The 13,330-nt window shown below is 68.1% G+C and carries 12 protein-coding genes; 6 read left to right on the top strand and 6 right to left on the bottom strand.

The annotated features are described in order from the left end of the window. Positions 1-5: 5 nt before the first annotated feature. Together recG and ABC347_RS04890 are read left to right on the top strand one after the other, a co-directional pair. Positions 6-2,066, top strand: coding sequence for an ATP-dependent DNA helicase RecG (gene recG / locus ABC347_RS04895; RefSeq protein ID WP_413244618.1), 2,061 nt, complete (start codon positions 6-8; stop codon positions 2,064-2,066). A 425-nt stretch (positions 2,067-2,491) separates the two neighbouring features. Next, a complete protein-coding gene (locus ABC347_RS04890) occupies positions 2,492-3,022 on the top strand; it encodes a hypothetical protein (RefSeq protein WP_413244617.1) in 531 nt (176 codons plus the stop codon). Here ABC347_RS04890 and ABC347_RS04885 read toward each other — a convergent pair. Next, positions 3,019-4,182 (bottom strand): aspartyl/asparaginyl beta-hydroxylase domain-containing protein, encoded by a 1,164-nt coding sequence (locus ABC347_RS04885; RefSeq protein ID WP_413244616.1) that lies wholly within the window; start codon positions 4,180-4,182, stop codon positions 3,019-3,021. The two genes, ABC347_RS04890 and ABC347_RS04885, sit on opposite strands and share 4 nt — an antisense overlap. Positions 4,183-4,199: 17 nt before the next feature. Continuing rightward, entirely contained in the window at positions 4,200-6,476 is a 2,277-nt protein-coding gene (locus tag ABC347_RS04880; protein WP_413244615.1) for an ATP-dependent helicase, read from the bottom strand. A gap of 109 nt (positions 6,477-6,585) precedes the next feature. Here ABC347_RS04880 and ABC347_RS04875 point away from each other — a divergent pair, with 109 nt between their 5' ends. Together ABC347_RS04875 and trxB are read left to right on the top strand one after the other, a co-directional pair. Then, positions 6,586-7,158: an energy transducer TonB gene (locus ABC347_RS04875; RefSeq protein WP_413244614.1), complete on the top strand. Its 573-nt coding sequence runs from the start codon at positions 6,586-6,588 to the stop codon at positions 7,156-7,158. A 70-nt stretch (positions 7,159-7,228) separates the two neighbouring features. Then, complete coding sequence (gene trxB, locus ABC347_RS04870; protein WP_413244613.1) at positions 7,229-8,194, top strand: thioredoxin-disulfide reductase; 966 nt, start codon at positions 7,229-7,231, stop codon at positions 8,192-8,194. Here trxB and ABC347_RS04865 read toward each other — a convergent pair. Genes ABC347_RS04865 through ABC347_RS04850 form a run of 4 tightly spaced genes read right to left on the bottom strand, consistent with a single transcriptional unit; the run spans position 8,191 to position 10,987 of the window. Next, positions 8,191-8,964, bottom strand: a complete 774-nt coding sequence (locus ABC347_RS04865; protein WP_413244612.1) for a hydrolase 1, exosortase A system-associated — start codon at positions 8,962-8,964, stop codon at positions 8,191-8,193. The genes trxB and ABC347_RS04865 overlap by 4 nt on opposite strands. Further along, positions 8,949-9,680 carry a hypothetical protein gene (locus ABC347_RS04860; protein ID WP_413244611.1) on the bottom strand — a complete coding sequence of 244 codons (732 nt, stop codon included), beginning with the start codon at positions 9,678-9,680 and terminating at the stop codon, positions 8,949-8,951. The genes ABC347_RS04865 and ABC347_RS04860 overlap by 16 nt, the downstream gene beginning before the upstream one ends. Next, positions 9,677-9,976, bottom strand: coding sequence for an acyl carrier protein (locus ABC347_RS04855; RefSeq protein WP_413244610.1), 300 nt, complete (start codon positions 9,974-9,976; stop codon positions 9,677-9,679). Before ABC347_RS04855 ends, ABC347_RS04860 begins: the two co-directional genes overlap by 4 nt. A gap of 9 nt (positions 9,977-9,985) precedes the next feature. Further along, on the bottom strand, positions 9,986-10,987 hold the full coding sequence (locus ABC347_RS04850) for a GNAT family N-acetyltransferase (RefSeq protein ID WP_413244609.1): 1,002 nt from the start codon (positions 10,985-10,987) through the stop codon (positions 9,986-9,988). A 135-nt stretch (positions 10,988-11,122) separates the two neighbouring features. Here ABC347_RS04850 and ABC347_RS04845 point away from each other — a divergent pair, with 135 nt between their 5' ends. Together ABC347_RS04845 and ABC347_RS04840 are read left to right on the top strand one after the other, a co-directional pair. Next, on the top strand, positions 11,123-11,770 hold the full coding sequence (locus tag ABC347_RS04845) for an XrtA/PEP-CTERM system exopolysaccharide export protein (protein ID WP_413244608.1): 648 nt from the start codon (positions 11,123-11,125) through the stop codon (positions 11,768-11,770). 16 nt (positions 11,771-11,786) lie between these two features. Further along, on the top strand, positions 11,787-13,328 hold the full coding sequence (locus ABC347_RS04840) for an XrtA system polysaccharide chain length determinant (protein WP_413244607.1): 1,542 nt from the start codon (positions 11,787-11,789) through the stop codon (positions 13,326-13,328). Positions 13,329-13,330 lie beyond the last annotated feature (2 nt).

The following is a 13,330-nucleotide window of genomic DNA, read 5'->3' as shown; positions in this document are numbered from 1 at the left end:
TAGTCATGCGCCCCGATATTCTCAATCCGCTGTTCGCCGAAGTGCAGGCGCTGAAGGGCGTCGGGCCGGGGCTCGCAAAGCCGCTGGGTCGGCTTGGCCTGGCGCGGGTCATCGATCTGCTGTTCCACCTGCCGACCGGCTGGATCGACCGGCGGGCGGTGGACGATCTGCACGAACGCGACGTGGGGTCGATCGTGACGACGGTGGTGACGCCGACCGAGTATCGGATGGGTGGCGGCCCGCGCAGCCCATCGCGCGTGGTGGCGGTCGATCGCGGAGGGCAGGCGGTCAGCCTCGTCTTCTTCGGCACCTCGTCGGGCTATGCCAAGAAGCTGCTGCCGCTGGGCGAGCCGCGCGCGATATCCGGCAAGCTAGAGCAGTATGATGTCTGGCTGCAGATGGTGCATCCGGACGTGATGACCCCCGAGGAGGCGAACGCGCTGCCCGCGCGCGAGCCGGTCTATCCGCTGTCGGAAGGTCTCACGAACAAGCGGCTGGGCCAGATGATCGCGCAGGCGGTGGCACGCGCGCCCGAGCTGGCCGAATGGATCGAGCCTTCCCTGAAGGAGAAGCAGGAGTGGCCGGGCTGGCGTGCGGCGTTGGCGCGGATCCATGCCGATCCCGCCGATGGCAAGGCGCGCGAGCGGCTCGGCTATGACGAGATCTTCGCCAACCAGCTGGCGCTGATGCTGGTCCGCCAATCGCAGCGCAGCCGACGGGGCACGCCATTGCAGGGCGATGGGCGGCTGCGGTCCGCGCTGAAGCTGCCGTATGCGCCGACGGGTGCGCAGGCGCGCGCGATTGCCGAGATCGAGGGCGATATCGCGCAGGGCCGGCCCATGCTGCGGCTGCTGCAAGGCGATGTCGGATCAGGCAAGACGCTGGTCGCCACGATGGCGCTGCTGGCGGCGGTGGAGGCGGGGGCGCAGGGCGCGCTGTTGGCGCCGACCGAGATTTTGGCGCGGCAGCATTACGAGTCGCTATCCCGAATGCTGGCCGGCCTGCCGCTGACAGTTGCGATCCTGACCGGGCGGGACAAGGGCCGGGCGCGCGAATCGACGCTGATGGGGTTGGCTGATGGATCGATCGACATCCTGGTCGGCACGCACGCCATCTTCCAGGAGGCGGTGACCTATCGGCGGCTCGGCCTGGCGGTGGTAGACGAGCAGCACCGGTTCGGCGTGGCGCAGCGGCTGCTGCTGCAGGCCAAGGCGGAACGGCCGCCGCACCTGCTGGTGATGACGGCGACGCCTATCCCGCGCACCCTGGCGCTGAGCCACTATGGTGAGATGGACGTCAGCCGGCTGGACGAGATGCCGCCGGGACGTCAGCCGATCGAGACGCGGGTGGTGAGCGAGGAGCGGCTGGACGAGGTCGTCGAAGGGCTCGGCCGCCATATCGCGAGCGGCGGCCAGGCCTATTGGGTGTGCCCACTGGTCGAGGAAAGCGAGGCGAGTGATCTGGCCGCGGCCGAGACGCGGGCGGCGGCGCTTGCGCTGCGGTTCGGCGACAAGGTGGCGCTGGTTCATGGTCGGATGAAGCCGGCGGAGAAAGACGCTGCGATGGACCGCTTCCAGCGCGGGCAGGCGGCGGTGCTGGTGGCGACGACAGTGATCGAGGTCGGCGTCGATGTGCCCTCGGCCACGCTGATCGTGATCGAACATGCCGACCGGTTCGGCCTCGCCCAGCTCCACCAGCTGCGCGGCCGGGTCGGGCGGGGCGGCGGGCGATCAGTGTGCCTGCTGTTGCGCGGCGCCAGCCTGAGCGAGACGGCGCGCGCGCGGCTGGCGCTAATGCGCGACACCAACGACGGCTTCCGCATCGCCGAGGAGGATCTGCGGCTGCGCGGCGCGGGCGAGATGCTGGGCACGCGCCAATCGGGCGAGGCCGCGTTCCGCCTGGCCGCGCCCGAACAGGTGGCCGCGCTGATCGAGACCGCGACCGACGACGCGCGGCTGCTGGTCGAGCATGAAGGCGGGCTCGACGGCCCGCGCGGGGAGGCGGCGCGGACCGCGCTCTATCTGTTCGAGCGGGATGCGGGGGTGGCGCGGCTGCGGTCCGGATAGCTTTTGGCTTGGAACTGGCTTCTATTCGTCATCCCCTCGGCGATGCCGAAGCTTAGCTCGTACCAACCTTCCAGCGTAGAAGCCCGCGAGTGCTCCTAGGCTTGGCCAGAGCGGCCCGAAAATGAAGTCCAGGGCGCTGGTCGAACGGACATTTCCTGGGTGGGCCGCTTGCCATTGACCGATATAAATGATCATCGCCACGGGCACGACCAACAGGGCGTAGCACCCAATCCGGTGGCGGCCGGCTGCAAGCCCGATCACCACGCCTGCGATCGCTCCGTATAAAAGCAGATGCTCAATTGTCATGACTGCAACTCTAGCGCGAATTCGCTTACCTGGAGAAGAGCCTAAGCCGACTGACTGCTTCGGACGCCGTCCCTGGTTTTCCGGGTTTCAGCCGGCGATCAGCAAGGTAAAAGGCTGCCATGCTGTCTCGCCTCGCTCTTCCGCTGCTGCTGATCCTCGCCACGCCGGCTTCAGCGGCGGTCACGATCACCTTCTACTCGAAGGAATTCGGCACCAATTTTCCGCACGCCTTCGTGGCGACGAGCGGCGCGACCGATGCGGATCCGGCGACGCCGGTCGACTACACCTACGGCTTCACCGCGAAGACGGTGAGCCCGGCGATCCTGATGGGGCCGGTCTATGGCCATGTCGAATATGTGAAGCCGGGCTACATGGCATCGTCCGATCCGCAGTTCAGCCTGGTGCTGACCGACCATCAGTATCGCGCGGTGCTCGCCACGATCGAGAAATGGCGGGCGCTGCCGGGCAAATCCTATGAGCTGAACACGCGCAACTGCGTGTTCTTCGTCGGCGATATCGCGCGCGCGATCGGGCTGACCGTGGTCGACGATCCGAAGCTGATGAAGAAGCCACGCAGCTATCTGGTCAACCTGCGCAAACTCAACCCGCAGGTGCAGCCGATGTCTGCCGCCGCACAGACCGTCCGCTAGTCTTCTTCGCCGAAGCCGCCATAGTCGCCGATCGCTTCGAATAGCACGGTCAGCGCGGCGCGTTCCTCTGCCGAGATTTCGGGGCGCCAGATTTCGAAAAGCAGGATCACGCGCGTTGATCGGCCGTGGTTCCAGGCTTCGTGTTCGAACGAATCATCGAAGATGGTGAGCTTTCCGCGCTGCCATTCGCGTGTCTCGGCGCCGACGCGCATCGCGCAGCCTGGCGGCACGATCAGCGGCAGATGGCAGATCAGCCGGGTGTTGAGCAGGCCGTGGTGCGGACGGATATGCGTGCCGGGCTTCAGCAGCGAGAACAGCGCCATCGGCGATCGGCCGCGGATCGCCGGCATCGGCGCCTGGCCCAGCGCGGCGATCGTGCGCGGGCAGCGATCGGCATTGCCGGGGACGGGAAGTCCGCCCTTCAGCAGGTGGAACGCCCCCCAGCTCGGATCGTCGAGCAATGTGTGACGCGATCGCGGGCGATCGCCTTCGCCTTGGACATAGGCCGGAAAGTCGCGGTCATCCGCCATCACTGCGGCCAGCTCGTGATGGATCGCATCGGTCTCGGCCTCGAGCGCCTCGGCCCACGCGAAATCGGTGCGATCATACCAGTCGATCTGCGGCAGGCCCGGGAAATAGAAGCTGCTCGGCTGCTGGAGATAGAGCGCGCGTCGCCCGCTCAGCATCGCCATCGCCGCGCCGACCCGGCCCTGCAGCGAGGACGGCGGCAGGCCGGCGCCGTCCAATCGGCCGCGCAGATGCGTCTCGTAGCGACTTGCAGCACCTGCCAGCCACTGCTGAGCGCGAACCAGCTGGGCGGCGAGCACGGGGGGTTGTTGGGCATCCGCCGACTTGATCGCCACGTTGAGGAAGGACGTGGCGGCGCGATCGTCGCCTGCGGCGATCCGCGCTTCACCCTTCATCAGCAGCGCGCGGAGGTTGCGGGGCTCGATCGCCAGCAGTCGATCGAGCGCGGTTTCCTCGCCCGCCCGATCGCCCAGCGCGTGGCAGGCCTGCGCCAGCGGCAACAGCGGCGGCGCGATGGCGGGGCAATCGCAGGCTGCGGCAAACGCATCGCGTGCGGCGCGCGGATCACGGCGCTGCATCGCTGCTACGCCTTCGTGGATCAGGCGCTGGGCATCGTCGGCAGTGACTGTCATCGCGCCCGTCTAGCGCGTCAGCCTGGCTGCACGAAACTGTCGATCACGCGCTTGCGGCCGGAATGCTCGAAATCGATCTCCAGCTTGTTGCCTTCGATCGTGGCGATCGCACCATAGCCGAACTTGGCGTGGAACACGCGCTGGCCGATCGCGAGATCGGCGCGCGGCTTGGCGGCGAAGCTGGCGGCCGACGCACGAGCCTCGACGATCCGGGTCGGCGCGGTATCGACGCCGCTGACCGCGGCCCGCTGCCAGCCCGGTCCGCGCCCCTGGCCGCGGCCGACATGCGCGAACGGATCGCCCTGTTCGGACCATTGCGCCCGCCACAGCGATGCGCCGCCGGTCATGGTCGTCTCGCTGTCGACATGATCGGCGGGCAACTCGTTTACGAAACGTGATGGGATCGACGACGTCCACTGACCATAGATGCGGCGATTGGCGGCGTGGAAGATGAACGCCTGCCGCCGGGCGCGGGTGATCGCGACATAGGCCAGCCGTCGCTCCTCCTCCAGGCTGGCGGCACCGCCTTCGTCCAGCGCGCGCTGCGAGGGGAACACGCCTTCTTCCCACCCGGCCAGGAAGACGGTGCCGAATTCCAGCCCCTTCGCCGCGTGGATCGTCATGATCGTCACCTTCGGCTCGTCGGCGTTGGCGTCGTTGTCCATCACCAGGCTGACATGCTCCAGGAAGGCGGGGAGGGTCTCATATTCCTCCATCGCGCGGGCCAGCTCGGTCAGATTCTCGAGCCGGCCAGCAGCCTCGGCCGATCGATCGGCCTGCAACATCGCGGTATAGCCGCTCTCGTCCAGCATCTGGCGGGCAAGCTCGGCATGCGGCGTCGTCGCCAGCCGGTCGCGCCAATTGGCGATGTCGCCCAACAGCCGGCCCAGCGACTTGCGGGCCGCCCCGGTCAACTCATCGGTGTCCAGGATGCGCGCGGCCGCCAGCAGCAGCGGGATGCCTTCGGCTCGCGCCAGCATGTGCAGCCGCGCGACCGCCTTGTCGCCCAACCCGCGCTTCGGCACGTTCACGATCCGCTCGAACGCCAGATCGTCCGCCGGCTGCGCGATCACGCGCAGATAGGCCAGTGCATCGCGGATCTCGGCGCGCTCGTAGAAGCGGAAGCCGCCGACAATGCGATAGGGCATGCCGATCGCGATGAACCGGTCTTCGAACTCGCGCGTCTGGAACTGGGCGCGCACCAGGATCGCCATATCGTCGATCCGCTCGCCCCGATTGCGGGCCGCCTCGATCTCGTCGCCGACGCGGCGGGCTTCCTCCGGCCCGTCCCACACGCCGACCACGCGCACCTTCTCGCCCTCGGCGGCGTCGGTCCACAGCGTCTTGCCCAGCCGCCCGCCATTGTGCGCGATCACGCCCGATGCGGCCGCCAGGATGTGCGGGGTGGATCGATAATTCTGCTCCAGCCGGATCGTGACCGCGCCCGGAAAATCCTTTTCGAACCGCAGGATGTTGGCCACCTCCGCGCCGCGCCAAGAATAGATTGATTGGTCGTCGTCACCCACGCAGCAGATATTCTTGCGCTCCTGCGCCAGCAGCCGCAGCCACAGATACTGGCTGGCATTGGTATCCTGATATTCGTCCACCATGATGTAGCGGAAGCGCTGCTGATACAGCTCCAGCACCTCGCGATGCGTTTTCAGGATCACCAGCATGTGCAGCAGCAGATCGCCGAAATCGCAGGCGTTCACCGCCCGCAGCCGCGCCTGATAGGCGGCGTAGAGCTCCGCCCCGCGGCCGTTGGCAAAGGTCTCGCTTTCACCCGCATCGATCTCCGCCGGCGTCCATCCGCGGTTCTTCCAGCGATCGATCAGCCCGGCCAGCTGGCGCGCGGGCCAGCGCTTCTCGTCGAGATCGGCCGCTACGATCAGCTGCTTCAGCAGACGCAGCTGATCATCGGTATCGAGGATGGTGAAGTTCGATTGCAGCCCAACCAGCTCGGCATGGCGGCGCAGCATCTTGGCGGCGATCGAGTGGAAGGTGCCAAGCCAGGGCATGCCTTCGACTGCATCGCCGATGATCCGGCCGACCCGCTCGCGCATCTCGCGCGCTGCCTTGTTGGTGAAGGTGACGGACAGGATCTCGGACGGCCAGGCGCGGCGGGTGGCGATCAGATGCGCCAGCCGCGCCGTCAGCGCCGCGGTCTTGCCGGTGCCCGCGCCGGCCAGCACCAGCACTGGCCCTTCGGTCGTCAGCACGGCTTCGCGCTGTGGCGGGTTCAGGCCGGCCAGATAGGGCGGTTCGGGCTGTGGGGCGGGGCTGGCATGGGTCACCCGCGAACAGTTAGGGAACGCGGGCGCCAATCGCAATCCATCATGCGCAGGCGTTGCGGCAGGGCCGATTCGCGCGCATGATCGCGTTGAACTGCAAGGGGGAAATGCCATGGCGCTCGCGATGCTGCTTTTGTCCACGCTGTCGCTCCAGACAGGTGATGCGCCGAAGGGGGCGCCTCCGGTGCCCGACAGGCCGAGCGAGCAGACGGTGCGCAACGCGCAGTTCATGCTCGATCATTACCCGCCGGCCGCGCTCAAGCGGCGCGAGCAGGGTAAGGTCGGCGTGCGAGTGTCGATGTCGCGCGATGGCCGGATGAACAGCTGCGAGCCGATCGAGTCGAGTGGCTTCTGGCGCCTGGACCGCGAGACCTGCGACATGCTGGTTCGGTTCGGCCGCTTCACGCCGAAGCGGAACGCGCGCGGCAATCCGGTCGCCTCCACCCAGGAAGGTTATGTCGACTGGCGGCTGCCGGCCGGGATCACGCCTGCCATTCCCGCTGCCGACCGCCGCGAGCTGGCGCTGGACAAGGAGAAGCTGGTCTGCAAGCCGGCGCCGAAACTCGGCTCGCTGTTCATCACACAGAAGCGCTGCCTGACTGTGAATGAATGGCGGCTCGCCGAGATCGAGGCGAAGCGCATCACCGCTAGCCTGCAGAACGGCCTGCCGCCGGGGCTACAGTAGCCGGCGGGTCGACAGCCGGTTCGACGCTCCCTATCTCGCGGGATCATCATTCCGGAGCGACCGACCTGCCATGACCGCTACCCATTCGACCCGCATGCTGATCCTCGGTTCCGGCCCGGCCGGCCTGTCGGCGGCGATCTATGCCGCGCGCGCGGGCATGGCGCCGATCGTGGTGCAGGGTCTGCAGCCGGGCGGGCAACTGACGATCACCACCGACGTCGAGAATTATCCCGGCTTCGCCGAGGTGATCCAGGGTCCGTGGCTGATGGAGCAGATGCAGAAGCAGGCCGAGCATGTCGGTGCGCAGATGATGTGGGATACCATCGTCAATGTCGATCTGTCGCAGCGCCCGTTCCGGCTGACCGGCGATGGCGGCACCGTCTATGTCTGCGACACGTTGGTGATCGCAACCGGTGCGCAGGCGAAGTGGCTGGGCGCGCCGGGCGAAGCGGAACTCGGTGGCAAGGGTGTTTCCGCCTGTGCCACCTGCGACGGGTTCTTCTACCGCGGCAAGAAGGTGGCCGTGATCGGCGGCGGCAATACCGCGGTCGAAGAGGCACTGTACCTGACCAACCACAGCCATGACGTCACTTTGATCCACCGCCGCGACAGCCTGCGCGCCGAGAAGATCCTGCAGCAGCGCCTGTTCGCGCATCCGAGCATCAAGGTGCTGTGGAACAAGGAGGTCGCCGGTTTCGTGGGCGGCGAGGGCGCGGCCGGGTTGGTCGCGATCGATCTCAAGGACACGCGGACCGGGGCGGCGAGCCGGCTCGACGTGGACGGCGGGTTCGTCGCGATCGGGCACCACCCCGCGACCGAACTGTTCCGCGGTCACCTGGATCTGGACGAGGACGGCTATCTCCGCGTGCAGCCGGGGACCGCGCTGACGAACGTGCCGGGCGTGTTCGCGTGCGGCGACGTGATGGATAAGGTCTACCGCCAGGCGATCACTGCGGCCGGCACCGGCTGCATGGCCGCGCTGGATGCCGAACGCTTCCTAGCCGAAGCCGATTTCGAGGCTAAGGAAGCAGCCTAAGGTCCGGCCAAAGCGCCCAGCACCCGGGCGGCCAGCCAATCCGCGTCACCCGGGCCGATCAGCGCATGCGATCCGGTTTCGCGGCTGTGCAGGACAGCGGGGAAGGCGTTGCGGCGATGCTCGGCAATGAAGGCCTGGGCAGTGGCATCGCCGGTCGCCAGCAGCACGGTCGCATCGGCACCGGCAAGCCCGTGGCGCACCTGCGCTGCAAGCAGTGCCGGCTCATTCGCTCGCGCCGCGCTACGCAAGCCGCGCCACGCCTTGCGCATATCGATGCGACCACGCGCCAGCCGCGACCAGCCATCGAGACTTGTCAGCCGATCGAGATAGCGGCGGCGGATCGCTGCGGGCGGGGGCAGATCGCTCGACGGTGGCACCACCCAGGGATTGATCAGGATCAGCGCATCGAGCGTCGCATTGCGATGCGCCAGCGCAAGCGCACTCGCGGCATCGCAGGTGCCGAGCCCCACGATGCGCGTGACGGCGGGGCAGGCGGCGCGCAGTGCGGTCGCGGCGGCGGCGATATCCGCGCCCGCGCCGTCGAAGCCCGGATCGTCGCCATCGCTGTCGCCGACCCCGCGGCGATCGAACCGCAGTACCGGAAAGCCGGCGGCGGCGATCCGCAGCGCCAGCCGGGTCATCGCCGCGTGCGGGCCGCTGCGCGTCTCGGTGCCGCCGGATACGATCAGCAGGCCGCTCGTGCCATCGGCCAAGTCAAGCGTCGCCGCCAGCGATACGCCCTCGCACGCGATCGTCAGGTAGCGCCGCACGTCTCGATCCAGGATCGGATGTCGGCCGCGATCAGATCGGCAGTATCGGCGGATCGTCCGGGTTCGGCCCGCCGCCACAGCGCTTCGCCTGCCAGCCGGTCGCTGGCGTTGCCGCCATCACCTTCGAACCGCACAATCCGCAGCGGTTGCACCTCGGCCGGCACCGCATCGCGCAAGCCGGCATAGAGCGGCGGGGTGAGCGTCATGCCGGCCAGCGATACCGGGCCGGCCAGCGCAGCCGCATCGAGCGAGGCCAGCGATCCGCCGCGCCCGGCCTCGCGATCCGCCATCAGCTGCGCGCGCATCACGTCGCGCAGCAGCGCTGCGCCGCCGGTCGGCGCAAGCCGCCACCAGCCGCGCGCCGCCGCCGCATCGTCGAGCAGCGCGCCGCCCCTGAGCGATGCGACGAAGGGAACGCTGCCGCTGCGCGCGGCGACATGATCGGCGGCGGCGGCCACCGCGGCGCGCCACGCGGCCCAGCTCGTCTGCTCCAGCAGGGTCGCGCTCTCGCCTTCGCCAGGCAGTTCCGGCAGCCAGCAGCCGATGCCGTGCGCTGCGAGCCGGCGCATGACATCGCCGATCAGGATGCGCGTGCGATTACGCTCCGCGAACAGCGGCTGGACGATCAGGATCTGTGGCCCCTCGGTCGGGCCGCGCGCGAAGATCGGCTCGGGGCGGGCTCCTGCGACTTCCTCGCCGCGGAGCGCCTCGTTCACTGCAGCGACTTGCCGCGCGCGAAGGTGGAAAGCGCGCCGAACGTCTCAAGCATCGCGCCGTCGACCTCGTCATCCTCGATGATGATGCCCAGCCGATCCTCAAGCTCGGTCAGCAGGCCGGCGACCGCCATCGAGTCCAGCTCGGGCAGCGCACCGAACAAAGGTGTGAAATCATCGAAGGCGGCGACGCGGGCCTGGTCCAGCCCCAGCACGTCTGCCAGCACCGCGCGCACGGTGCGATCAACCTCGAGCCCATCCCTATCCGCCAACACCGCATATCCTGGCCGTTTCCCCATCGCCGCCCCCTAGTCGCTCCGAATGCGGCGGACAAGCGCCCGCCCGCGCGCGGCCAGATCGGCGATGCTGCCGCGCCGCGTGAGCGTGAGCGTGACGAGCGGACGCGCCTGTTCCATCCAGTCCGCCTTGTAGGCATCGTCACCCGTGCCGAAGTCGACGATCGCAGGCCGATCCGCTGCGAAGACATGGCGAAACATCGCCGCCGTCAGCAGCGTGCCGGCGGATAGGGGGTCGGCGGCGCGGCGATGCGCGAGCTTGTGGATGGTGGCGATACCATGTTCGCTCAGCCAGAACTGCGCGGCGACCGGATCGCTGCCGGCAAAGGCGACGCCCAAGCGCAACGCGCCGGCCGCGCCCTCGCGCTCGGCCAGCGCCCGCAGGAAACCGGGCGATCCCTCGGCCGGCTTCCAGCTGTCCGCATAGATCGCCTCATAGTCCGCCCACAGCGCGGAATCGAAACGATCGACGATCCTATAGCGCAGTCCGCTTGCGCGTTCCTTGCGGGCCAGCGTGCTGCGCAGCCGGCCCGGCCGCGCCGCCCACCAATCGGCAGGATCGGGCGGGATGGCCGTGCGCCAGTTGACGCTCGTCGTGGTCGTTTCCGCGCGCCAGCCCGCACGCGAAAAGCCGGCGGTGACCCGTTCGGCCTGATCGATTTGCATCGGCGCAAGCACGATGCGGTCGAACATCGGCTTCAGCGCAACGGCGATTGCGATCAGCAGCGCATCATGGTCGCCGTCACCAGCGAAGCTTGGTCGATAGTCGAGCGTGTACCAGCAGGCATAGGCGTGCGCCGCGCGACCGTCCGCCGCCAGCGGCAGCCATGCGGCGTTGCCGAAGCTGTCGCGTGCCCGCGCAACCAGCGGGCGCCCGCCGAGGCCATGGTCGGCCATCGCGCAAAGCCAGTCGATCCGATCGTGGAGCGATGCCTGCCGGTCACGATCGAGCGCCCCGGCGGCATCGGCGGCGACCGCCCGCAGATCCTCGAACAGCGCGACCGTAATCGTCATTCAGCTGCTTTCGCAGGCAGGGCCCGGTTCGCCAAGCGCATTGGCGTAGCGTCCTAAACCCAATCTTCACCTCTCTCGGCCAAGACGATTGCCGGATGCGACCGCTTTCACGGTCGGCTGCACGAGGTGAAGATGATGTCTGTCCGTCGCTCGTCCCGGATCCTGCTCGCGCTGTCGGCGTCGGCGATCGCGCTGTCGGCCTGCTCGATGGGTGGCCCCAACGCGCCCGAACTGCCGCCGGCCTCCTTCGTATCGACCCAGGAGGGCCCGGGCGAGGAATATGTGATCGGCCCGCTCGACCAGCTGTCGATCTTCGTGTGGCGTAATCCGGAACTGGGCGCGAAGGTGCAGGTGCGCCCCGATGGCCGGATCACGACGCCGCTGATCGCGGACCTTGCCGCGGTTGGCAAGACGCCGAGCCAGCTTTCGGACGAGATCAAGGCGAAGCTCGCCACCTATGTCGCCGATCCGATCGTGTCGGTGATCGTCGAGGAATTCTCGGGCACCTATTCGCAGCAGGTCCGCGTCGTCGGCGCGACCGAGAAGCCGGCCTCGTTGCCCTACCGCGCGAACATGACGCTGCTCGATGCGATGATCGCGGTCGGCGGCCTCTCGGAATTCGCGTCGGGCAACAATGCCCGCCTGGTCCGGCACGACCGAGCGAGCGGCAAGCAGCAGGAATTCGCGCTCAAGATCAACAATCTGCTGAAGCGCGGCGATTCGAAGGCGAACGTCCGGCTGGAACCGGGTGACGTGATCATCATCCCCGAATCCTCGTTCTGATTGGAAGCCCGGGCGGATGAACGGCATCTACGAGGAACTGCGCATCGCCGCCTTCGCGGTCTGGCGGCGGCGCTGGATCGCGCTGGCGGTAGCCTGGGCGATCGCGCTGCTGGGTTGGCTGATCGTCTCGTTGATCCCCAACGCCTATGAAAGCCGGGCGCGCGTGTTCGTGCAGACCCAGTCGCTGCTCTCCAGCAAGGTCGGCGTGACCGCACAGGACCAGCAGAAGGACATCGACCGCGTCCGCCAGATGCTCACCTCGTCGGTGATCCTGGAAAAGGTCGTGCGTGGTACCGATCTTGGCCTCAAGGCGCAGAGCCCGCAGGACGTGGCCGGCGCAGTCGAGACGTTGCGCAAGTCGATCACGCTGACGGCGCAGGCCGACAATTTCTTCGAAGTCAGCGCGAAGGTCAGCGCGGGCGGGCTTTCCGATGCCGAGAACGCCAAGCTTTCGCGCGCGATCGTTCAGAAACTGATCGACCTGTTCGTCGAGGAGAATCTCGCGGGTGATCGCGACGAGACAGGCCAGACGCTGAGCTTCCTGGATGCCGAGCTGAAGACGCGCGAGGCCGCACTGCGCGAGGCCGAGCAGCGCCGGGTGGCGTTCGAGCAGAAATATCTGGGGCTGCTGCCAGGCATCGGATCGATCAGCCAGCGCATGGAAGGCGCGCGGATCGAGATGTCGCAGGTCGAATTGCAGCTGATGGCGGCGCAGGGCGCGCTGGCGGCGGTCAACGGACAGATGGCGGGCACGCCTGCCAGCATCCCGGTGGCGGGCGGCGGCGGCGGTGTGGTTGGCGGGGCGAGCGGGCGGATCGCCGCGCTCGAAGGACAGATCAGCGACGGGGCCGCCAAGGGCTGGACCGACCAGCACCCCGACATGATCGCCGCCAGAGCCCAGATCGCACGGCTGCGCGGAAGTGCTGCACGCGAACCGCGCGGCGGCGGCGGCGCGAGCGCGCCCAACCCGATGTATGTCACGATGCGATCGATGCAGGCCGAGAAGCAGGCAACCGTTGCCGCGCTCGGTGCGCGCAAGGCGCAGCTGAGTGCCGACATGGCGAGCTTTGCTGCCAAGCAGGCGGAGGAGCCAGGCGTCGCGGCCGAGCAGGCGCGTCTGCAGCAGGACTATGACGTGAAGAAGGCGCAGTATGACAAGCTGCTCGCCGATCGCGAGGATGTGAAGCTGCGGTCCGATGTCGCGTCGAAGACCGATGCGGTTAAATTCCGCGTGATCGATCCGCCGTCGCAGCCGCGGCTGCCGGTGGCGCCCAATCGCCCGCTGCTGCTGTTCGCGGTGCTGGTGGTCGCATTGGGCGGCGGGATCGGCGCGGCTTTTGCCATCGGCCAGCTCCGCACCACCTATCCGACCGCGGAACGGCTGGCCAAGGCGACCGGGCTGCCGGTGCTGGGCGGGATCGGCGAGATTGCGACCCCCGCGGTCCGCGCCCTGCGCGCCCAGCGGTTGCGCCAGTTCGCGATGGCCGCCGGCGCACTGCCCGGCGCGCTCGGCCTGCTGCTGCTGATCGAATTCGTCCAGCGCGGGCTGGTCGCATGAGG

The organism is Sphingomonas canaveralia, assembly GCF_047238125.1.
Lineage (GTDB): Bacteria > Pseudomonadota > Alphaproteobacteria > Sphingomonadales > Sphingomonadaceae > JBDFMH01.
This window is presented reverse-complemented; position numbering and strand designations above follow the sequence as displayed.

Coding starts and splice junctions, on each gene's coding strand:
- ABC347_RS04875 (WP_413244614.1), top strand. CDS start 6,586: ATGGCGCTCGCGATGCTGCTTTTGTCCACGCTGTCGCTCCAGACAGGT.
- trxB (WP_413244613.1), top strand. CDS start 7,229: ATGACCGCTACCCATTCGACCCGCATGCTGATCCTCGGTTCCGGCCCG.
- ABC347_RS04890 (WP_413244617.1), top strand. CDS start 2,492: ATGCTGTCTCGCCTCGCTCTTCCGCTGCTGCTGATCCTCGCCACGCCG.
- ABC347_RS04845 (WP_413244608.1), top strand. CDS start 11,123: ATGTCTGTCCGTCGCTCGTCCCGGATCCTGCTCGCGCTGTCGGCGTCG.
- ABC347_RS04850 (WP_413244609.1), bottom strand. CDS start 10,987: ATGACGATTACGGTCGCGCTGTTCGAGGATCTGCGGGCGGTCGCCGCC.
- ABC347_RS04840 (WP_413244607.1), top strand. CDS start 11,787: ATGAACGGCATCTACGAGGAACTGCGCATCGCCGCCTTCGCGGTCTGG.
- ABC347_RS04855 (WP_413244610.1), bottom strand. CDS start 9,976: ATGGGGAAACGGCCAGGATATGCGGTGTTGGCGGATAGGGATGGGCTC.
- ABC347_RS04885 (WP_413244616.1), bottom strand. CDS start 4,182: ATGACAGTCACTGCCGACGATGCCCAGCGCCTGATCCACGAAGGCGTA.
- recG (WP_413244618.1), top strand. CDS start 6: ATGCGCCCCGATATTCTCAATCCGCTGTTCGCCGAAGTGCAGGCGCTG.